At 59.1% G+C, this 18,685-nt stretch carries 17 protein-coding genes, 1 tRNA gene and 2 pseudogenes; 16 read left to right on the top strand and 4 right to left on the bottom strand.

Going from position 1 to position 18,685, the window contains the following annotated elements:
• Positions 1-519 precede the first annotated feature (519 nt).
• The 8 genes from JFT80_RS05705 (at position 520) to JFT80_RS05670 (ending at position 7,077) form a co-directional block, all read left to right on the top strand.
• Positions 520-1,050, top strand: a complete 531-nt coding sequence (locus JFT80_RS05705) for a hypothetical protein (protein WP_122838057.1) — start codon at positions 520-522, stop codon at positions 1,048-1,050.
• Positions 1,051-1,120: 70 nt separating this feature from the next.
• Positions 1,121-1,312, top strand: coding sequence for a PLDc N-terminal domain-containing protein (locus tag JFT80_RS05700; protein WP_028622263.1), 192 nt, complete (start codon positions 1,121-1,123; stop codon positions 1,310-1,312).
• A gap of 235 nt (positions 1,313-1,547) precedes the next feature.
• Positions 1,548-2,423, top strand: a complete 876-nt coding sequence (gene speE, locus JFT80_RS05695) for a polyamine aminopropyltransferase (RefSeq protein ID WP_201147213.1) — start codon at positions 1,548-1,550, stop codon at positions 2,421-2,423.
• A gap of 219 nt (positions 2,424-2,642) precedes the next feature.
• The gene (locus JFT80_RS05690; RefSeq protein ID WP_201147212.1) at positions 2,643-2,876 is read left to right on the top strand and encodes a hypothetical protein; all 234 of its coding nucleotides are present in this window, start codon (positions 2,643-2,645) and stop codon (positions 2,874-2,876) included.
• 208 nt (positions 2,877-3,084) lie between these two features.
• Positions 3,085-3,426, top strand: coding sequence for a ribonuclease E inhibitor RraB (locus JFT80_RS05685; RefSeq protein ID WP_201147211.1), 342 nt, complete (start codon positions 3,085-3,087; stop codon positions 3,424-3,426).
• 472 nt (positions 3,427-3,898) lie between these two features.
• Positions 3,899-5,308, top strand: coding sequence for a circularly permuted type 2 ATP-grasp protein (locus JFT80_RS05680; protein WP_150601308.1), 1,410 nt, complete (start codon positions 3,899-3,901; stop codon positions 5,306-5,308).
• 12 nt (positions 5,309-5,320) lie between these two features.
• Entirely contained in the window at positions 5,321-6,271 is a 951-nt protein-coding gene (locus JFT80_RS05675) for an alpha-E domain-containing protein (RefSeq protein ID WP_201147210.1), read from the top strand.
• Positions 6,268-7,077: a transglutaminase family protein gene (locus JFT80_RS05670; RefSeq protein ID WP_201147209.1), complete on the top strand. Its 810-nt coding sequence runs from the start codon at positions 6,268-6,270 to the stop codon at positions 7,075-7,077. Before JFT80_RS05675 ends, JFT80_RS05670 begins: the two co-directional genes overlap by 4 nt.
• Positions 7,078-7,121: 44 nt before the next feature.
• Here the strand turns inward: JFT80_RS05670 and JFT80_RS05665 are convergent, their stop codons facing one another.
• Positions 7,122-7,943, bottom strand: a complete 822-nt coding sequence (locus tag JFT80_RS05665) for a cytochrome c (RefSeq protein WP_201147222.1) — start codon at positions 7,941-7,943, stop codon at positions 7,122-7,124.
• A 665-nt stretch (positions 7,944-8,608) separates the two neighbouring features.
• On the opposite strand from JFT80_RS05665, the gene JFT80_RS05660 reads away from it, so the two are divergent.
• From JFT80_RS05660 to JFT80_RS05650, 3 genes and pseudogenes are all read left to right on the top strand, one after another.
• Positions 8,609-9,814 carry an acetyl-CoA C-acetyltransferase gene (locus tag JFT80_RS05660; RefSeq protein ID WP_201147208.1) on the top strand — a complete coding sequence of 402 codons (1,206 nt, stop codon included), beginning with the start codon at positions 8,609-8,611 and terminating at the stop codon, positions 9,812-9,814.
• A 24-nt stretch (positions 9,815-9,838) separates the two neighbouring features.
• The gene (locus tag JFT80_RS05655; protein WP_201147207.1) at positions 9,839-11,983 is read left to right on the top strand and encodes a 3-hydroxyacyl-CoA dehydrogenase NAD-binding domain-containing protein; all 2,145 of its coding nucleotides are present in this window, start codon (positions 9,839-9,841) and stop codon (positions 11,981-11,983) included.
• 94 nt (positions 11,984-12,077) lie between these two features.
• Positions 12,078-12,788 (top strand): annotated as a pseudogene (locus tag JFT80_RS05650) (amidotransferase); the annotation flags it as partial.
• A 77-nt stretch (positions 12,789-12,865) separates the two neighbouring features.
• Here the strand turns inward: JFT80_RS05650 and JFT80_RS05645 are convergent.
• The 3 genes and pseudogenes from JFT80_RS05645 to JFT80_RS05635 all read right to left on the bottom strand — a co-directional run bounded on the left by JFT80_RS05645 (position 12,866) and on the right by JFT80_RS05635 (position 15,714).
• A pseudogene (locus tag JFT80_RS05645) lies at positions 12,866-13,836 on the bottom strand (magnesium and cobalt transport protein CorA).
• A gap of 125 nt (positions 13,837-13,961) precedes the next feature.
• The gene (locus JFT80_RS05640) at positions 13,962-14,684 is read right to left on the bottom strand and encodes a 1-acyl-sn-glycerol-3-phosphate acyltransferase (protein WP_201147206.1); all 723 of its coding nucleotides are present in this window, start codon (positions 14,682-14,684) and stop codon (positions 13,962-13,964) included.
• Between the two features lie 340 nt (positions 14,685-15,024).
• Positions 15,025-15,714, bottom strand: coding sequence for a crotonase/enoyl-CoA hydratase family protein (locus tag JFT80_RS05635; RefSeq protein ID WP_201147205.1), 690 nt, complete (start codon positions 15,712-15,714; stop codon positions 15,025-15,027).
• Between the two features lie 150 nt (positions 15,715-15,864).
• Here JFT80_RS05635 and JFT80_RS05630 point away from each other — a divergent pair, with 150 nt between their 5' ends.
• From JFT80_RS05630 to JFT80_RS05610, 5 genes are all read left to right on the top strand, one after another.
• Positions 15,865-16,014 carry a hypothetical protein gene (locus tag JFT80_RS05630; protein ID WP_201147204.1) on the top strand — a complete coding sequence of 50 codons (150 nt, stop codon included), beginning with the start codon at positions 15,865-15,867 and terminating at the stop codon, positions 16,012-16,014.
• An 8-nt stretch (positions 16,015-16,022) separates the two neighbouring features.
• Positions 16,023-16,112: transfer RNA gene (locus tag JFT80_RS05625), tRNA-Ser, on the top strand.
• 242 nt (positions 16,113-16,354) lie between these two features.
• Positions 16,355-17,629, top strand: coding sequence for a serine hydrolase domain-containing protein (locus JFT80_RS05620; protein WP_374091327.1), 1,275 nt, complete (start codon positions 16,355-16,357; stop codon positions 17,627-17,629).
• Positions 17,630-17,772: 143 nt separating this feature from the next.
• A complete protein-coding gene (locus JFT80_RS05615) occupies positions 17,773-17,961 on the top strand; it encodes a hypothetical protein (protein ID WP_201147202.1) in 189 nt (62 codons plus the stop codon).
• Positions 17,962-18,271: 310 nt separating this feature from the next.
• Positions 18,272-18,643, top strand: coding sequence for a hypothetical protein (locus tag JFT80_RS05610; protein ID WP_045058977.1), 372 nt, complete (start codon positions 18,272-18,274; stop codon positions 18,641-18,643).
• Positions 18,644-18,685: the final 42 nt, after the last annotated feature.

The following is an 18,685-nucleotide window of genomic DNA, read 5'->3' as shown; positions in this document are numbered from 1 at the left end:
ACACTTCGGCCCCCATCAGTGGGTTTTCGCCGAACAGCGGCAGGGAATTGACCTCGACCCAGCCACGGGCGCCGGTCAGCGCCGGCACGGGTTGTCCGTCAATGATCGGCGCTGGCCCGTTGGAGAAGGCCAGCACGTTGTCGGCCTGGGGCAGCGGTTGCCCGGCCGGCCAGGCCATGAGCAATTGCGCCTGGGCTTGAGCCGAGGCTTTCGAGGCGTGGCTGCGCGCCTGCTGTTCGAGTTGTACGGCGTACAACACCAGCAGCAGGGTGGTGATGAAGGCGACCGCGTTGACCGCCCAGAATTTGTACTTCAGCGAGATATTGCTAAGCCAGGCACCCATGGAGGTTTTCTCTGATAGCGGAAACAGCATTGGCAAGGTGCCAGTATTGTGCCGGGATCGGGCGGAAGGGTCTTGATGTGGATCAAGGGTTCCCGGTCAGGCTGGACACAGCCATTGCCTGCGTAATGCGCTATCCTGCGCGCCTTAAAATTTCCCTCGCTACAGGATCGCGTCCCATGAAAGCTGCACTCGTCGAACTCATCAGCAAAATCAGCTCCGGGTGCATGAGCGCTGACGAAATCCTCAAGGTGGCGGACGAAGCGGCCCAGGCCTACGCCGACCCGCAGGCGTTCCTGACGGCGAATCCGGACATCAACTACGACGACACTTTCCCGATCCCGCTGGGCGAATGGGTGGTGGTCGGCAGCCTGCCGGAAACCGTGCTGTTCCAGGCCGATACCTACATGGACCTGTTCGCCCTGATCGTCGCCTCGTTCGGGCCGGGCGTGGACTTCAACATCAAGCCCAAACAACTGGCCAAGACCGAAGCCCTGACGGCGCTCAATCGCATCCAGGTGCAGATGGGCAGCATGAACAAGGAAAACGGCGGCTACACGCTGATGAACTTCAGCCAGTTGCTCGATGATGAATTGCAGGTGGTGCTGGTGTACGGCGACGACGTGCCGCGGGTACTGGAATTGTGCGCCGAGGTCGGCATTGCCGCCGCTCCATCCCTGGAAGCCCTGAAAGTCGCCATCCACGTTTAATACAATAAAACGGAACCCTGGCATTGGCCGGCTATCCTAAGAGTGCAAACCACTCTTAGGGAGCGTCACCATGGGTTCCACGTTCAACGGCCTGATTGGCCTGATTATTCTTGCCCTGGACATCTGGGCCATCATCAACGTGCTGAAAAGTGGCGCATCCACCGGCATGAAGATCGTCTGGGTGCTGCTGATCCTGCTGTTGCCGGTCCTTGGGCTGATCATCTGGGCCATCGCCGGTCCGCGGGGCAATGTGCGGATCTAACGCATTTTTCAGCAAAGCACCCATCCTGTGGGAGCTGGCTTGCCGGCGATTGGATCAACGCGGTGTGTTTGACAGACCGCACCGTCTGTATCGCAGGCAAGCCAGCTCCCACATGGAATCAAACTTGCCCTGCAACTGAGGTTCGACCTGTCATCTTCGGCAACGTAGAATGCGCGCCTTTCCCGGGCAATCGTCCCCACGATTGGCGCCCGCGCATTCATCGGAGCACTTCACCATGACCGTCACCAAAACCAGCGAGTACCTGGAAACCCTCTACGAAGGCTACGGCCAGCGTTTTCGCATGGAAAAACTGCTGCACGAAGTGCGCACCGAACACCAGCATCTGGTGATCTTTCAAAACCCGCGCATGGGCCGGGTGATGGCGCTGGACGGCGTGATCCAGACCACCGAAGCCGACGAATTCATCTACCACGAAATGCTCACCCACGTGCCGATCCTGGCGCACGGGACCGCCAAGCGCGTGCTGATCATCGGCGGCGGTGACGGCGGCATGCTGCGTGAAGTCGCCAAGCACGGCAGTGTCGAGCACATCACCATGGTCGAGATCGATGGCACCGTCGTCGATATGTGCAAAGAGTTTCTGCCGAATCACTCCAAGGGCGCCTACGACGATCCGCGCCTGAACCTGGTGATCGACGACGGCATGCGTTTCGTCGCCACTACCACCGAAAAATTCGACGTGATCATCTCCGACTCGACCGATCCGATCGGCCCGGGAGAAGTGCTGTTCTCGGAAAACTTCTACCAGGCTTGCCGTCGCTGCCTGAACGAAGGCGGCATCCTGGTGACGCAGAACGGCACACCGTTCATGCAGATCGAAGAAGTCAAAACCACTGCCGGTCGCCTGCGCAGCCTGTTCCCGGACTGGCACTTCTACCAGGCAGCCGTGCCGACCTACATCGGCGGCTCGATGACCTTCGCCTGGGGCTCGACCAACCCGGCTTACCGCAAACTGAGCCGTGAAGTGCTGCAACAGCGCTTTATTGGCAGCGGCATTGTCACGCGCTACTACAACCCGGAAATCCACATCGGCGCATTTGCTTTGCCACAGTACGTGCTGCAAGCGATCAACAAGCCAAGCAACGACTGAAGGCACACACACATTGACTGTAGGAGCGAGCTCGCTCGCGATGGACGTCAACGATGACGCGGGCTGCCAGGTTAAACGTGGCTCCCTCAAAGCCATCGCAAGCAAGCTCGCTCCTACAGTTTTTTGTGTCAACCGGTGAATAATCCGCGGGAACGATCACCCCGTGCAAAAGTCCAGATAGATGTAAGCCCACTTGCGGGTTTTATCGAGGAGGCACTGATGCAAAAGTGGAAAATCACTTTCGTGGATGATCACGGTGAAACAGTCGACGAAATCTTCGAGTGCGAGGAGTGCCCGGACAACGAGCACGCCGCCAAACTCATCAAGGCTCGTCTGCTTCCTGTCGCTGCGGAACTGGATCTGAATGATCTGGAAGGGCGTACCGCCGACGCGAGCGTCAAAAGTCTTAAATCCCAGAACAGCATACAAATCCTCGGCATCACTCCCATCTGACATTCTTCCTGTCACCTTTAACACCAGGCCTTGGCAGCAGCTCTAACTTGGGGCTACTCTGCAAGCGAGATCAGCGAACGGATCGCTAAGGTCTGGTCTTGTCAGCTACATGCTTGTTCCCGCGTGCAACCACGTTGCCGTAGTACTTTGGCCAAAGGCCCGGGGCGGGATTCGGAAAGTCTATCCATCTATGCGAGGGGGACGATTCATGAGCACAGCCTATCAAGAAGACATCAGCAGCAATGTTCTGCGCCGCATGAAAGAAGGCGGTTTCGATTTTTCCCGATTCCATCCCATCGAGTTCTACGCCATTTTCCCGGACGAGGAGCGGGCGCGCAGGGCGGCAGGCAAGTTTCGCGGTGAATCCATCAATGCACAGGTCAGCGCGCGGGATGACGGCGCGTGGTCGCTGGAATTGAGCAAAGTGATGTACGCGACCTATGACGATATTGGCGATTTCGAGCAGGGCTTCTCCGCCGTGGTCGAACCGCTGGGTGGCATCATCGAGGGCTGGGGCGTCAAGCAGGAGGTACGAGGGCGACTCGCATAACATTATGAACAGCAACAACACCCAGCAACGGCTGACCTTCGGTTGGCCGTTTTTCGTTCAAAGCATGATCAAAAGATCGTGCAATCGCGGCCCGAATTTCGGCACCTCCCATATTGGAATGCGCCCTCCGTAGGAGCCGCCGAAGGCTGCGAACTTTTGATCCTGCTTTTGATTCAAAAAGGCAAAAAAACCGCCCAAAACAGGCGGCCAAAAGGGAAGTTCGATGAGCTTTTCAGCGAATAAGCCAATTATCCCTATCGCCAGGCGGGCAGTGAAATCAACTCTGACTATGCTGGTGATAGCGACAGCATTGCTTCGCAATGGAGCGGGGGGCATTCAGGTTGGGGCATTTGCCGCACAGGAATGGTGCGGTGCCTGTGGCGTGAATATCCAACCGATTGAAATCAAAGCGTTTATGCCGATGGCACGGGCCTTGCGAAGGCCTGTAGGTCCGGGTGACAAGGAGTACGGCATGATCCGCACCTATTTTGATGAGATGTACGATGCCGGCGGCCAGGTTCGCCCGCATTATCGGGAGTTCGCCCGATGGCTGGCCGACACGCCAGACGAGCTTTTGGCCCAACGGCGACGTGAAGCCGATCTGCTGTTCCATCGTGCCGGGATTACCTTCACGCTCTACGGGGACGAGCAGGGCACAGAGCGCCTGATTCCTTTCGACACCATTCCGCGCAGCATCCCTGCCAGCGAATGGCGGATCGTCGAGCGCGGCTGCATCCAGCGGGTCAAGGCGTTGAACATGTTCCTCGCCGACCTTTATCACGAACAGCGCATCATCAAGGCCGGGATCATTCCTGCCGAACAGGTGCTGGCCAACGAGCAATATCAGTTGGCGATGCAAGGGCTCGACCTGCACCGTGATATCTATTCGCACATCTCCGGCGTCGATCTGGTGCGTGATGGCGACGGCACTTATTACGTGCTCGAAGACAACCTGCGCACGCCGAGCGGCGTCAGCTACATGCTCGAAGACCGCAAGATGATGATGCGCCTGTTCCCGGAGCTGTTCGCCGCGCAACGCATCGCACCGATCGACCACTACCCGAACCTGTTGCTCGACACCCTGAAAAGCTCCAGTCCCATCGACAACCCCAGCGTGGTGGTGCTGACCCCGGGCCGCTTCAACAGCGCGTTCTTTGAACATGCGTTCCTGGCGCGGGAGATGGGCGTTGAACTGGTCGAGGGCGCGGACCTGTTCGTGCGTGACGACAAGGTCTTCATGCGCACGACTGACGGGCCGAAGGCGGTCGATGTGATCTATCGCCGACTCGACGACGCATTCCTCGATCCGCTGGCGTTCAATCCAGACTCCATGCTCGGCGTGCCAGGGCTGCTGTCGTCCTACCGTTCGGGCAACGTGGTACTGGCGAATGCCATCGGCACCGGGGTGGCGGATGACAAATCGGTGTATCCATTTGTCACCGACATGATCCGTTTCTACCTCGACGAAGAGCCGATCCTGAAGAACGTGCCGACCTGGCAATGCCGAAACCCGTCTGAACTTTCCCATGTGCTGGCCAATCTTCCAGATCTGGTGGTCAAGGAAACCCAAGGCTCCGGGGGTTACGGGATGTTGGTGGGGCCGGCGTCGACGAAGGCGGAAATCGACGCCTTCCGCGAACGGATCAAGGCCAAACCCCACGCGTACATCGCGCAGCCGACATTGTCGCTGTCGACCTGTCCGACCTTTGTCGAAAACGGCATCGCGCCGCGTCATATCGATTTGCGCCCGTTTGTCTTGTCGGGTCGCGAAACCCGCGTGGTGCCCGGCGGTTTGACCCGCGTCGCGCTGCGCGAAGGCTCTCTGGTGGTAAATTCCTCCCAGGGCGGCGGAACCAAGGACACCTGGGTGGTCGAGGATTGAAGGAAGCTTGCCATGTTAAGTAGAACTGCCTCGGATCTGTATTGGATGTCGCGTTACCTGGAGCGGGCGGAAAACCTCGCCCGGATGCTCGACGTCAGTTATTCGCTGTCGCTGATGCCGCAGGACGGTCGCGGCGACGGTCTGCACGAATTGGCCATGCCGTTGCTGATCACCGGCACCCTCGATGATTACCTGGAGCGTCACGGCGCGCTGCATGCCGAACGGTTGCTGCACTTTTTCGCCCTTGATGCGGCCAACCCGGCGAGCATCTACAGCTGCCTTGGCGCGGCGCGGGCCAGTGCTCATGCCGTACGCGGACGTATCACCGCAGACATGTGGGAGAACATCAACGCAACGTGGCTGGAGATTCGCGGGATCGCTGAGCAGGGCCTCAGTCGCTACGGCATGAGCCGTTTCTGCGAGTGGATCAAGGAGCGTTCGCACCTGTTCCGTGGCGCGTCTTACGGCACGATCATGCGTAACGATGCATTTCGTTTTATTCGTCTCGGCACCTTTATCGAGCGCGCGGACAACACGCTGCGGCTGCTTGATGCTCGTTACGAAATGGCCGGCGACCAGGCCGAAGCGGTCAGCGACGGCACGGCTCACGCCTACTATCAATGGAGTGCATTACTGCGCGCGCTGTCGTCGTTCGAGGCCTACACCGAAATCTACCGCGACGCCCCCGGCGCCCGGCATGTCGCCGAGCTGTTGCTGTTGCGTGCCGATGTCCCGCGTTCGTTGAGGGCGTGCACCGAAGAGATAGACCAGATACTTGCGCAATTGCCCGGCGCCATTGGCCGACCGGCGCAACGCCTGGCAGCCGAGATGGACGCGCGCCTGCGTTACACCGGCATCAACGAAATTCTCGAGGAAGGCCTGCATGCCTGGCTGACCGAGTTCATCCCGCTGGTGCGCCAGTTGGGTAACGCTATTCACAGTTCCTACCTGGAGGCTGCATGAGACTTTCCATAAGCCACGAGACCACCTATCACTACGAAGATCAGGTGCGGGCGAGCATCCAGTACCTGCGACTGACACCCCACGACAGCGAGCGCCAGCACGTATTGAGCTGGCAACTCGACCTGCCACGCCCGGTGCGTGCGCAACTCGATCCGTTCGGCAACATCCTGCATGTGCTGACCATGGACGAGCCGCACGAAGCGATCATCATTGGCGCCCGTGGTCAGGTCGATATCGACGAACTGCGTGAAGCCGAGCATGAAAGCCAGTCGGCGCTGCCGTTCCTGCGGTTCACCCGCCTGACCGAACCGGATGAAGCCTTGCGCGCGTTCGCGGAGAAGCAGTGCAAGAAGCGCCGCGATCGCACGGCGCTGATCGACCTGATGCACGGCCTGAATTCGCACATGACCTACACCCCGGGCTCTACCGAGGTCGATACCAGCGCTGCCGAGGCGTTCGCCGGGCGCGCGGGTGTCTGCCAGGATCACACCCACGCGTTTCTGGCCTGCGCGCGCAGCCTCGGCATTCCGTCACGCTATGTGTCGGGCTATCTGTACAGCGAAGATTGTGAGCACCTGGCCAGCCATGCCTGGGCGGAAGCGTGGCTGGATGACGCCTGGTACAGTTTTGACGTGACCAATGAACTGGCACGGCCGGAGCGGCACCTGAAACTAGCGGTGGGTCTGGATTACCTGGATGCCTGCCCGGTACGCGGCATGCGCCGGGGCGGTGGCTGTGAACAGATGCACGCAAAAGTGTTCGTCTCGCCGACGCCATTGCCGGTGTTTTCGGTCCAGGAACAGTAACCCGGAGACCGCATCGCGATCAGGTCAGCCCAGGTATTACAAAACTAGGGCTTAACCTTGCGCCCGGCCATGTGTTTCAAATATCCCACCAACATCTCTAGATCCCCCTCCGGCAACACCTCGGCAGAAAACCCCGGCATCTTCGCCTGCGGCCACTGACGCAAACTCTGCGGATCACGAATGTAGCGCTTGAGGAAATCCGTGCCGAAATACTCGGTCGGGTTATACGGAATATTCAAATCGGGCCCAAACTGCGCATCCCCCGCACCGTTCAATCGATGGCACGCCAGGCAATTCTTCTGAAACAACGCGAAACCCAGATTCACCGGGTCATCAGCCTTTAACGCTGGATCAGGCAACAGGGCAGGGAAGCGCTCGGCCACCGGTGCCATGCGCTTGATGCTCGCCACTTCGAACGGCCATTGTTCAGGGCTGATATTGCCAGCCTGCGGGTCAGTCCACACCAGATAGAACGGCCCGGCACTGTGTTTGCCGGCTGACAGCGGTGGCCACGGCTGGGCCGGGTCTTCAATGGCCAGCCATGCACGCGCGCCTTGGGTGCTGAGCAAGGGCGCCGCGGCCAGCTCAGCGGCAAACCCGTCCAGTGCCACCGCTTGCAGATGATCTTCAGGTTTGATTCCGGTCAACAATGCGGCCACAGGCACAACGCGATAGGTCATGTCCTTCTTGTAGGACACGTCGTTTTTGATCGTCAGGGTTTGCACTTGAGGATGCTTGAGCAATTCCTCGGTCTGCCAGGTGCGACTGTTGGCGCCAAGCTGAAGATCCAGCTGTGCGGCAGACAAGGGCATGCTCAACAGCAAAGCCCCGAACACAATGAGCACTTTCAAATGATCGTCGTCCATGTCGTGGAAGTGCGCAAAGGTTGGCACAGCCACGCTGGCCCGGGTAGCGGGCCAGTCACATTTTCAGTGGCGATGACAGCACCTGCCGCTTGAGTCAGCCGATGACCTTGGTCAGATTCGGCAAAATCAACAACAGCGTCGTGGCGAAAAGAATGAGCCCTGCTTGACGGACTTTCGGTTGTTTGAACATGGCTGAACCGCCTTTATTGTTATTTCCTGATGTTTGCCTGCATATCCATGACGGCAAACGCTGCACTTCCTGTTAAAGAACGCCTGCCTCGGCAAAACCCGACGACTCTGACGTACATGTACTACCTTAGGGCCCGCGTCACGCTTGGCTTAGATCCATTTCATATGGAATTGCTACCAGTAGCGATTAAAAAGGCATGAGGCGTATTGCCAGCTTCTTTGCCGCCCGCTTGCTAGACAACTCGCTGACCTGAACCGGTTCACCTGATGGGCGACGACCGTCCGTCTGAGCGCGTGCGTCAACCGCATTGAGCGCTGTGGTCATTGAATGTGGTGGGCTGAGGCATCAGGTTAAGGCTTCCTGAAGATCAAAAGATCGCAGCCTTCGGCAGTTCCTAAAGGGAACGCATTTCAATGTAGGAGCTGCCGAAGGCTGCGATCTTTTGATCTTCAACTACAACAGGTTCGAGGACGTCATGACCCAAGCTTTGATTTTCGACGCGTTACGCACGCCCCGTGGCAAAGGCAAGGCTGATGGCGCCTTGCACAGCGTCAAGCCAGTCAATCTGGTGGCCGGTCTGCTGACCGCGCTGCAACAACGCACCGCGCTGGACACCAGTCAGGTCGATGACGTGGTGCTGGGGTGCGTGACGCCCATCGGTGATCAAGGCTGCGACATCGCCAAGACGGCGGCGCTGGTGGCTGATTGGGACGTCAGCGTGGCGGGTGTGCAGATCAACCGCTTCTGCGCTTCGGGCCTTGAGGCAGTGAACCTTGGCGCGATGAAAGTGCGCTCGGGTTTCGAGGATCTGGTGGTGGTCGGCGGCGTTGAATCGATGTCGCGGGTGCCAATGGGCAGCGATGGCGGCGCCTGGGCGCTGGACCCGCAGACCAACTTGCACAGCCATTTCACCCCGCAAGGCGTCGGCGCCGACCTGATCGCTACGCTCGAAGGCTTCAGCCGGCAGGACGTCGATGCCTACGCGCTGCACTCCCAGCAAAAGGCAGCGCGGGCTCGGGGCGATGGCTCGTTCAGCAAATCCCTGGTGCCGGTGCAGGATCAGAACGGCATCGTCCTGCTCGATCACGACGAATTCATTCGTGCCGAGTCGACGCTGGAAGGGCTGGGCAAGCTCAAGCCAAGTTTCGAAATGATCGGCCAGATGGGTTTCGATGCCACGGCGTTGCGGGTCTACAGCCATGTCGAGCGGATCAATCACGTCCACACGCCGGGCAACAGCTCCGGGATCGTCGACGGCGCAGCGCTGATGTTGATCGGCTCCGAAGCCAAGGGGCGGGCGCTGGGCTTGCAACCTCGGGCGCGGATCGTCGCTACCGCGGTGACCAGCACTGACCCGACCATCATGCTCACGGGGCCCGCCCCGGCCACGCGCAAGGCCCTGGCGAAGGCCGGGCTGCGCGTCGAAGACATTGACCTGTTCGAGGTCAACGAAGCGTTTGCCTCGGTGGTGTTGAAGTTCATCAAGGACATGGCCGTTGACCCGGACAAGGTCAACGTCAACGGCGGCTCCATCGCCATGGGTCACCCGCTGGGCGCCACCGGTTGCGCGATCCTCGGCACCCTGCTCGATGAACTGGAAGCCCGGCGCCTGCGCTATGGCCTGGCGACGCTGTGCGTTGGCGGCGGCATGGGCATTGCCACCATCATCGAACGCCTCTGAGCCCCGAATTCAAGGAACCTTGTTATGAGCGAAGCCATTCGTTACGAAAAAGGCCAGGACGGCATCGTCGTGCTGACTATCGACATGCCGGGCCAGAGCGCCAACACCATGAACGCCGTGTACCGCGACGCCATGGCGGACTGCGTGAAGCGCCTGGTCGAAGAGAAAGCGTCGATTGCCGGCGTGATCATCACCTCGGCGAAAAAAACCTTCTTTGCCGGCGGCGATCTCAATGAACTGATCAAGGTCGGCAAGCCCGAGGCCAAGGCCTTCTACGACATGGTATTGACCCTCAAAGGGCAATTGCGCACCCTCGAGACACTCGGCAAACCGGTGGTGGCGGCCATCAACGGTGCGGCGCTCGGCGGCGGTTGGGAAATCTGCCTCGCCTGTCATCATCGCGTGGCGTTGGACGATGCCTCGGTGCAGTTGGGTTTGCCGGAAGTGACCCTGGGTCTGCTGCCGGGCGGCGGCGGGGTCGTGCGCATGGTGCGCCTGCTCGGGATCGAGAAAGCCTTGCCGTATCTGCTGGAGGGCAAGAAGGTGCGGCCTCAACAGGCCTTGCAGGCCGGTTTGATCGACGAGCTGGCGCAGGATCCGCAAGAGTTGCTGAGCAAGGCCCGGGCCTGGATCCTGGCCAATCCGGCCGCCGTGCAGCCATGGGATGTGAAGGGCTACCAGATACCCGGCGGCACGCCATCGCACCCCAAAGTCGCGCAGATGCTGGCGATCGCGCCATCGATCCTGCGCAGCAAAACCCAGGGCTGCATGCCCGCACCGGAAAAAATCCTCTGTGCGGCGGTGGAAGGGGCCCAGGTTGATTTCGACACCGCGCACCTGATCGAGACCCGTTATTTTACCGAGTTGACCACCGGCCAGGTGTCGAAAAACCTGATCGGCACCTTCTGGTTTCAGCTCAATGAAATCAACGCCGGGGGCTCCAGGCCCCAGGGGCATGCCCTGTTCACCACGCACAAGGTCGGCGTGCTGGGTGCCGGGATGATGGGCGCGGGCATTGCCTTCGTCAGCGCCTCGGCGGGTATCGAGGTGGTGCTCAAGGACATCAACCTGGCCGCAGCAGAGAAGGGCAAGGCCCACTCGGCGACACTGCTGGATAAACAAGTCGCTCGCGGGCAGCTGTCATCCGAGCAGCGCGAAGCGATTCTGGCGCGGATTCAACCGAGCGAACATGATGCTGACCTGGCCGGTTGCGACCTGATCATCGAAGCGGTGTACGAGGATCGGGAGCTCAAGGCCAAAGTGTCCTCGGCCGCGCAGAAAGTCGTCGGTGCCCAGGCGGTGATCGCCTCCAACACGTCCACTTTGCCGATCAGTGGCCTCGCGACCGCCGTGCCCGACCAGACCCGGTTCATCGGCCTGCATTTTTTCAGCCCGGTGGAAAAAATGCCCCTGGTGGAGATCATCAGGGGCACGCGCACCAGCGATGAAACCCTGGCCCGGGGTTTTGATTTCGTCCTGCAAATCAAGAAAACCCCGATCGTCGTCAAAGACAGCCGTGGTTTCTTCACCTCGCGGGTGTTCGGCACCTTCACCAATGAAGGCATCGCCATGCTCGGTGAAGGCGTGAGCGCGCCTATGATCGAGACCGAAGCGCGCAAGGCCGGGATGCCGGTCGGGCCTCTGGCGATCTCTGACGAAGTTTCCCTCAGCCTGATGAGCCATATCCGTCAACAGACGGCCAAGGACCTACAAGCAGAAGGGAAACCGCTGATTGAGCACCCGGCCTTCGCCGTGATTGACTTGCTGCTCAACGAATACAAGCGTCCGGGCAAAGCCGCCGGCGGTGGATTTTATGAATATCCGGCCGGAGCTCAGAAGCATCTATGGCCGGAACTGAAAGCGCGCTTCGAGAAGGCCGACGGGCAGATCTCACCGAAGGATGTGCGTGATCGGTTGCTGTTCGTGCAGGCCATCGAAACCGTGCGCTGTGTGGAGGAGGGTGTGCTGACCTCGACGGCGGACGCCAACGTCGGCTCGATCTTCGGCATTGGTTTTGCGGCGTGGACCGGCGGAGCGTTGCAGTTCATCAACCAATACGGCGTGAAGGACTTCGTTGCCCGCGCGCAGTATCTGGCTGAACAATATGGCGAGCGCTTCGCTCCGCCTGCGCTGCTGCTTGAAAAAGCCGCGAAAGGCGAGTTGTTTTAAGGGCGGTGAACACATGTCGGGGCTTGCCTTGCCAGGGTGTTTCGAGGCAGGCTCTGGGGTGTTCATTATTCCCATCATGTGTCAGGTATTTTTTATGTCGCTACGCATCTGCATTCTGGAAACCGACATCCTGCGTCCGGAACTGGTCGATCAATACCAGGGTTATGGGCAGATGTTCCAGCGCCTGTTCTCGCAGCAACCGATTGCCGCCGAGTTCACCGTCTACAACGTGATGCAGGGCGAATACCCAAGTGACGAACTGACCTTCGATGCGTACCTGGTCACCGGCAGCAAGGCCGACTCGTTCGGTACCGACCCGTGGATTCAAACGCTGAAGGACTACCTGCTGAGCCGTTACGAGCGTGGCGACAAACTGCTTGGCGTATGTTTCGGCCATCAACTATTGGCGCTGCTACTCGGTGGCAAAAGCGAACGCGCGACGCAGGGTTGGGGTGTCGGCACCCACAACTACAAACTCGCCGCCAAGGCGCCGTGGATGAGCCCGGTACGTGAAGAGCTGACGCTGCTGATCAGCCATCAGGATCAGGTGACTGCTCTGCCGGAAAACGCCACAGTGATTGCGTCCAGCGATTTCTGTCCGTTTGCGGCTTACCACATCAATGATCAGGTGCTGTGCTTCCAGGGCCACCCGGAATTCATTCACGATTATTCGCGGGCGCTGCTGGATCTGCGTCAGGAAGCGCTGGGTTCGCAGATCTACAGCAAGGGCGTGGCCAGCCTGGAGCAGGAACACCATGGCGCTACGGTTGCGGAATGGATGATGCGGTTTGTGGCGCACAAGCCAGAGCTCAAAGCGGTCTCAGCCGAACGCTGTGGGAGCAAGGCTCGCCCGCGATCGAGTGCGCAGCACTCGCCTTGCTCCTACAACCACCCGGACTTCTTGAAACTCGCCCACAAACTCACACATCCCACCGCAATAAACCCCAGCACGGCGAAGTAGCCATAATGCCAACTCAGCTCCGGCATATTCTGAAAGTTCATCCCGTAAATCCCCGCCACTGCCGTCGGAAAAGCCAGAATCGCCGCCCAGGCAGCAAACTTGCGTTGCACCACGCTCTGTCGTGACGCTTCCAGCAATACACCGATCTCGATGGTCTGACTGGCGATGTCGGCCAGTGTGGTCAGGTCTTCCATTTGTCGCGTGACGTGAATCTGCACATCGCGGAAATACGGGCGCATGTTCTTGTCGATAAACGGGAAGCTCAGTTTCTGCAATTCCTCGCCTATCTCCACCATCGGAGCCGCATAGCGACGCAGGCGTACGACATCGCGGCGCAAGCCATGCAGCTTTTGAATGTCGCGCTCATTCAATGCGCTGCACAACACATTGCGTTCCAGCTCATCAATCTCCGCATGAATCGCTTCGCCCACGGGCTGATAGTTCTCGATGACGAAATCGAGCAGCGCATAGAGGACGAAATCTTCCCCGTGCTCCAGCAACAGTGGGCGCGCCTCACAGCGTTGGCGGACATGTGCGTAGGACGCCGAGTGACCGTTTCGCGCGGTGATGATGTAGCCCTTGCCCGCAAAGATGTGCGTCTCGATGAACTGCAAGACGCCGTTCTCTCGGATGGGCGAGTAGGTGACGATAAACAAAGCGTCGCCAAAGGTTTCCAGCTTCGGCCGACTGTGTTTTTCCAGGGCATCTTCGATCGCCAGTTCGTGCAGGTTGAACTGACGTTGCAGGTTAGACAGTTCCTGGGCACTCGGCTCTTCCAGGCCGATCCAGACAAAGTGCCCGGTTTTCGCAGCCCAGGCAGCGCCTTCATCGAGGGAAATATTGGTGACTTTTTCCCGGCGCTGTACACCGCAGCAGCAACAACTCGACCCATGGTGGTGGTTCACTTCTGATTAGCAGGCAGTGTCCAGCTTAGCCCGTAGGCGCTGTCGAGTGAAACGAGGCTGCGATCTTCTTACACTGTCGCCTGTACTCTCGGCCCTCCATGGCCAAGATCGACTAACCCGCCAGAATCTGCCGATCCATCGAAGCAATGCACTCACGCATCTGCTCGCGACATTGCTCGATCAATGCCGGCATATCATCCAGGTTCAACCCGGCCGTAGGAATCGCCGGTAGCGAGCGTATGAGAATTTTCCCGCTGCGCCAGCGGTTCAGGCGCATGTGCTTGACGTAGCTGCTGACACATACCGGAACGATTGGTACGCCAGCAGCGATCGCCATCTGGAACGCGCCTTTCTTGAACGGCAACAAGTCTTCGCCGAGGTTGCGGGTACCTTCCGGGAACACCCAGATCGAAGTGTTTTCGTTCTGCAGGGTATTAGTGGTGGTGAGCATCGACTGGCGCGCCTTCTGCGCATTGCCACGGTCGATCAACACATTGCCGGCCAACCAGAACAGTTGCCCGAACAGCGGTACCCATTTCAGGCTTTTCTTGCCAATACACACGGTGCGGCGCGGCACGACATTGCCGAATACGAACAGGTCATAGTTGGACTGATGGTTGGCGATGATCACGCAACTGTCGGGTTTGTTCATCAAACCGCTGACGTCTGATTTCACCCGCAGACGCAAAATGCACATCGCCGGCAGCGCGTAGAGGCGGGCGCACAGACGGCTATTGTCCGGATTGAACGGGCGGCATATCCCGAGGATCACCCCCAGCACACCGGCCAAAATAAAGTGCAGGCCCATCAATAACATACGAAACACAAACAGCATTTGCAGGCCCCACCGGCACAAAAGGTGGCGCAGTGTACGGATGTGCACTGTTTTCGGCAATTGCCGCTATAGAGTCCGGAGATAGCCGATGTTTAAGCGCATGTTTCCGAGTCGGTTGTCAGATGCGTCCTAGAGCTGTCGTAGGATTTTAACCGATGGGTAAGCAAAGCCCGACACGAGGGTCGCAAAGCTTTGTAGGAGCGAGCTTGCTCGCGAAGAACTCGTGGACACCGCGTTTTCCCAGGCTTCACGCGTGATCGTTGACGTTTTTCGCGAGCACGCTCGCTCCTGCAATGGGCCGCATGGCCGGGCGGGCTTTTTCAGGGGCGCAAGTCCGGGCTTAGCCCATATGTTGCTGATCCAGGACGATGGCGTTATCCAGGGCATCCAGCAGCGCCTTACGCACTTTCAACTTGGTGTTCTTGTGCGCGGTCATGTTGATTTTCTTCAACTGACGCGCGGCTGCGAGAGCGGCGCCTTGCAGCTCCTCGGCAGAAACCACCTTGTCGAGGAAGCCAGCATCGACGGCGCTTTTCGGGTCGAACATTTCACCGTTGATCACCGAGCGATGGAAGGCCGATCGACGCAGGCGATCACGGGCCAGCTCAATACCGGCGTGGTGCATGGTCATGCCGATCTGCACTTCGTTCAGACCGATGCTGAACGGCCCATCGACGCCGATGCGGTAGTCGGCGGACAACAGAATGAAGGCACCTTTGGCCACGGCATGACCCGGGCAAGCAACAATTACCGGGAAAGGGTGAGAGAGCAGCCGCCGGGCCAGCGTCGAACCGGCGGTCACCAGCGCCACGGCCTCTTTAGGGCCGGCGGTCATTACTTTCAGATCATAGCCACCGGACAGAATCCCTGGCTGACCGGTAATGATCGCGATGGCACGATCAGTCACCGCCTGATCCAGCGCCGCGTTAAACGCCGCAATCACGTCCGGGGAAATGGCATTGACCTTGCCATTGCTCAAGGTCAGGGTCGCGATACCGTCTTCGAGGTGGTAAGAAATCAACTCACTCATGACGCTATTCCTTGTAAGAAAGATGGGCAGACGTTACCCACCGCCGCAGGCCAGGTAAAGCGCCGTGACTGACCCGCCGGTCACCCCGCGTCGCCACTCAGCGCGTGGCCAGCCACCGCCGCTGTGCCTTTGCTTCTATATAGAAGGGGCATGGCCACCGAAGATTGGCCGGTTTGCCATGGGCCGTCAGCAGCGCAAACGGCTTTTTCTCTTAAGCACATGAAAATTCTGCAAAAAAAGTTTGCCATCGGAAAAGCTTTCGACTACATTAGCGCGCCTCGACAGACAGAACATGTTTGAAGAGATACGGTGAAGTGTCCGAGTGGCTTAAGGAGCACGCCTGGAAAGTGTGTATACAGGAAACTGTATCGAGAGTTCGAATCTCTCCTTCACCGCCACATTCAGTAAACACAAACCCCTGATTTTCCTAGAGAAAGTCGGGGGTTTGTGGTTTTTGGCGTCTGAAAAAAAGTGCTTGGCTGGGAGCTTGAGTGCTTCAAGGGAAGTTCCGGGATCTCAATTCGTGAAGTGTGCTGTTAACATCCAGCCCTGGCCACTCACCTCTCGAATGGAATCGATCCTCATGTCACTGCCTGACACCACCTCCCCGAAAATCGCCAAGTCGGCCGCCGCGCTGCTGATGTCGATCCTGCCATCCCTGGCGTTCGCGGTAACGCCAGCAACCTTCCCGGACGCTGCAGCCAGCGACCCCGCCAAACTTGGCTGGATGGTCGGCTCGCCGCCGCCCCCAGAGCGCACCGTGCGGTTTGCCGATGGCAGTTATTTCCAGTTTCCGGCGATGCGCTGGAGCGTTTCCAACTTCCGGCAGCTGATGCCCACCGTCAACGTGTCCCGTGGGCTGGGTGCGCCTGTTGCGCTGGAGTCAGCCTTGCGCCGGGACATCGATGCACTGAGTTTTACCCCGCTGGGTGCGCAGCAGTCGATGACCTGGGAGCAGTCGCTGGCGGCTACTTATACCGACGGGATTGTGGTGCTGCACCGCGGCAAGCTGGTCTATGAGCGTTATTTCGGGGTACTGAGCCCGCAAGGTCAGCACGCGGCGATGTCAGTGACCAAGTCGGTGGTGGGCACACTCGGTGCCACGTTGGTGGCTGAAGGGCAGATTGACGATAACAAGCGAGTGGTCGACTACGTGCCTGAACTGGCGGAGTCGGCGTTCGGCAATGCAACGGTGCGCCAAGTCCTGGATATGACGACCGGCCTCAAATTCAGCGAAGACTACGCGGACCCGAAGGCTGATGTATGGGCCCATGGCCGGGCGGGGAGTCCGTTGCCTTTCGCCAAGGACTATACCGGGCCGCGCAGTTACTTCGAGTATCTGCAGACAGTGCAGCCCCAGGGTGAGCACGGTGCCGCGTTTGCCTACAAGACGGTGAACACCGATGTCCTGGGTTGGATTATCGCGCGTGCGACCGGTCGTAACGTGGCGCAGTTGCTGTCGGAGCGTATCTGGAGCCGCCTGGGAGCGGAGCAGGATGGGTATTTTACCGTTGATTCCATCGGCACGCCGTTTGCCGGTGGTGGGCTGAATACCGGGCTGCGTGATCTGGCACGCTTCGGTGAAATGTTACGTAATGAAGGCCGCTTTAATGGCCAGCAGATTGTGCCCAAGGCGGTGATCGACGACATCCGTCGCGGTGGCGATAAACAGGCGTTTGCCAAGGCCGGTTATGACTTGCTCAAGGGCTGGAGCTATCGCTCGATGTGGTGGGTGACGGATAAGGAGGGCGGGGCGTTCATGGCGCGCGGGGTGTATGGCCAGCGGATTTATGTCGATCCCAAAGCCGAGCTGGTGATCGTGCGGTATGCATCGCACCCGGTCGCAGCCAATGCCGCCAATGATCCGGTGACGCTGCCGGCCTTCGAGGCGCTGGCTCGGCATCTGTCCCGCTAAAACCAGAGTCCATTCGTCGGGCGCGCTGTGATCTGAATGACAAGTCCAGTCGTGACCGACTAGTCTCAAAACCCTTGGTGATCGATATGGTTCGGGCAAATAGGGCTTGCCGGTGTCGATCCCGCTTTTGAAGGGGCGAAGTGATGACTGAACCGTATATCGAAGACGACGGGTCCGAGTTTCCGATCAACAATTGCGTCCAGTGTGGCCAGACCGAATACGTGGCCAGCTTTGGGGAGGACAAGCACCAGGTTGGCAAGATCAAATCGATGGTGAGCCAAGGCCCCAAGGCGAAGTTCCTGCCCAGGGTTGCGGCCGCTTCCAGAAAGTAAGCAGCCATCTGACAACCCCGCTGAACAGCGGGGTTTTTTATGGGCGCCGAAAAAAGTTTAACCAGGCGTGTTGATCTCAAATTCTTTCACAACTTTTTCACAAGGGTTTGCGTAGTCTCAGCTCATCCGTTAGAAAGCAAGTCCTGGCCCGTTTCCCCAGCGGGCTTTTTTTGCCTGTCATAAAACCTTTTCCCATATCGCTGTCCAACCGTCGCTGTTTCCAGCAACGGAGGATTTGTGTGGACGTTTCCTCCGCTTGGGCATTCAATGCCCGGGTTTCGGTTTCTCCCTATTTTTTGAGGTTTTTGTCATGCGTTTAACACTGCCTGCTCTGGTTCTGGGACTTTTCGTTGCACAAGGCGCGATGGCCGCTGGCGATGGCACGGCCGCGATCGGCGGCGGCCTGGGCGGCGCCTTGGGTAACGTGGTTGGCCAAAGCATGGGTGGCAGCACGGGCGCAGCAGTCGGCGCAGGCGTCGCGGGCGCAGCCGGCAGCGCTGTTGCGGCACGTAAAGGCAGCCGCACCAAGGCTGCGATCGGCGGTGGTGTTGGCGCTGCAGGTGGCTCGGTAATTGGTAACAGCCTCGGCGGCAAGACCGGTTCCACCATCGGCGCAGGCCTGGGCGGTGCATTGGGCGGTGGCGTCGGCAGCAACCTCGGCAAGGGTCACAAGCGTCACTGATCCTGTTGATCCAAAAGCAAAGCCCGGCTAATTGCCGGGCTT

This window comes from Pseudomonas sp. TH10 (genome assembly GCF_016651255.1).
Lineage (GTDB): Bacteria > Pseudomonadota > Gammaproteobacteria > Pseudomonadales > Pseudomonadaceae > Aquipseudomonas.
Note: the sequence above shows the minus strand (reverse complement) of the source record. Positions and strands in the feature narration are given on the sequence as shown.

Excerpts from the sequence above, each read along its gene's own strand:
- JFT80_RS05630 (WP_201147204.1), top strand. The coding sequence starts at position 15,865 with ATGGCCACCGAAGATTGGCCGGTTTGCCATGGGCCGTCAGCAGCGCAA.
- JFT80_RS05685 (WP_201147211.1), top strand. The coding sequence starts at position 3,085 with ATGAGCACAGCCTATCAAGAAGACATCAGCAGCAATGTTCTGCGCCGC.
- JFT80_RS05635 (WP_201147205.1), bottom strand. The coding sequence starts at position 15,714 with ATGAGTGAGTTGATTTCTTACCACCTCGAAGACGGTATCGCGACCCTG.
- speE (WP_201147213.1), top strand. The coding sequence starts at position 1,548 with ATGACCGTCACCAAAACCAGCGAGTACCTGGAAACCCTCTACGAAGGC.
- JFT80_RS05665 (WP_201147222.1), bottom strand. The coding sequence starts at position 7,943 with ATGGACGACGATCATTTGAAAGTGCTCATTGTGTTCGGGGCTTTGCTG.
- JFT80_RS05680 (WP_150601308.1), top strand. The coding sequence starts at position 3,899 with ATGATCCGCACCTATTTTGATGAGATGTACGATGCCGGCGGCCAGGTT.
- JFT80_RS05700 (WP_028622263.1), top strand. The coding sequence starts at position 1,121 with ATGGGTTCCACGTTCAACGGCCTGATTGGCCTGATTATTCTTGCCCTG.
- JFT80_RS05615 (WP_201147202.1), top strand. The coding sequence starts at position 17,773 with ATGACTGAACCGTATATCGAAGACGACGGGTCCGAGTTTCCGATCAAC.
- JFT80_RS05620 (WP_374091327.1), top strand. The coding sequence starts at position 16,355 with ATGTCGATCCTGCCATCCCTGGCGTTCGCGGTAACGCCAGCAACCTTC.
- JFT80_RS05670 (WP_201147209.1), top strand. The coding sequence starts at position 6,268 with ATGAGACTTTCCATAAGCCACGAGACCACCTATCACTACGAAGATCAG.
- JFT80_RS05675 (WP_201147210.1), top strand. The coding sequence starts at position 5,321 with ATGTTAAGTAGAACTGCCTCGGATCTGTATTGGATGTCGCGTTACCTG.
- JFT80_RS05660 (WP_201147208.1), top strand. The coding sequence starts at position 8,609 with ATGACCCAAGCTTTGATTTTCGACGCGTTACGCACGCCCCGTGGCAAA.
- JFT80_RS05610 (WP_045058977.1), top strand. The coding sequence starts at position 18,272 with ATGCGTTTAACACTGCCTGCTCTGGTTCTGGGACTTTTCGTTGCACAA.
- JFT80_RS05705 (WP_122838057.1), top strand. The coding sequence starts at position 520 with ATGAAAGCTGCACTCGTCGAACTCATCAGCAAAATCAGCTCCGGGTGC.
- JFT80_RS05640 (WP_201147206.1), bottom strand. The coding sequence starts at position 14,684 with ATGCTGTTTGTGTTTCGTATGTTATTGATGGGCCTGCACTTTATTTTG.
- JFT80_RS05655 (WP_201147207.1), top strand. The coding sequence starts at position 9,839 with ATGAGCGAAGCCATTCGTTACGAAAAAGGCCAGGACGGCATCGTCGTG.
- JFT80_RS05690 (WP_201147212.1), top strand. The coding sequence starts at position 2,643 with ATGCAAAAGTGGAAAATCACTTTCGTGGATGATCACGGTGAAACAGTC.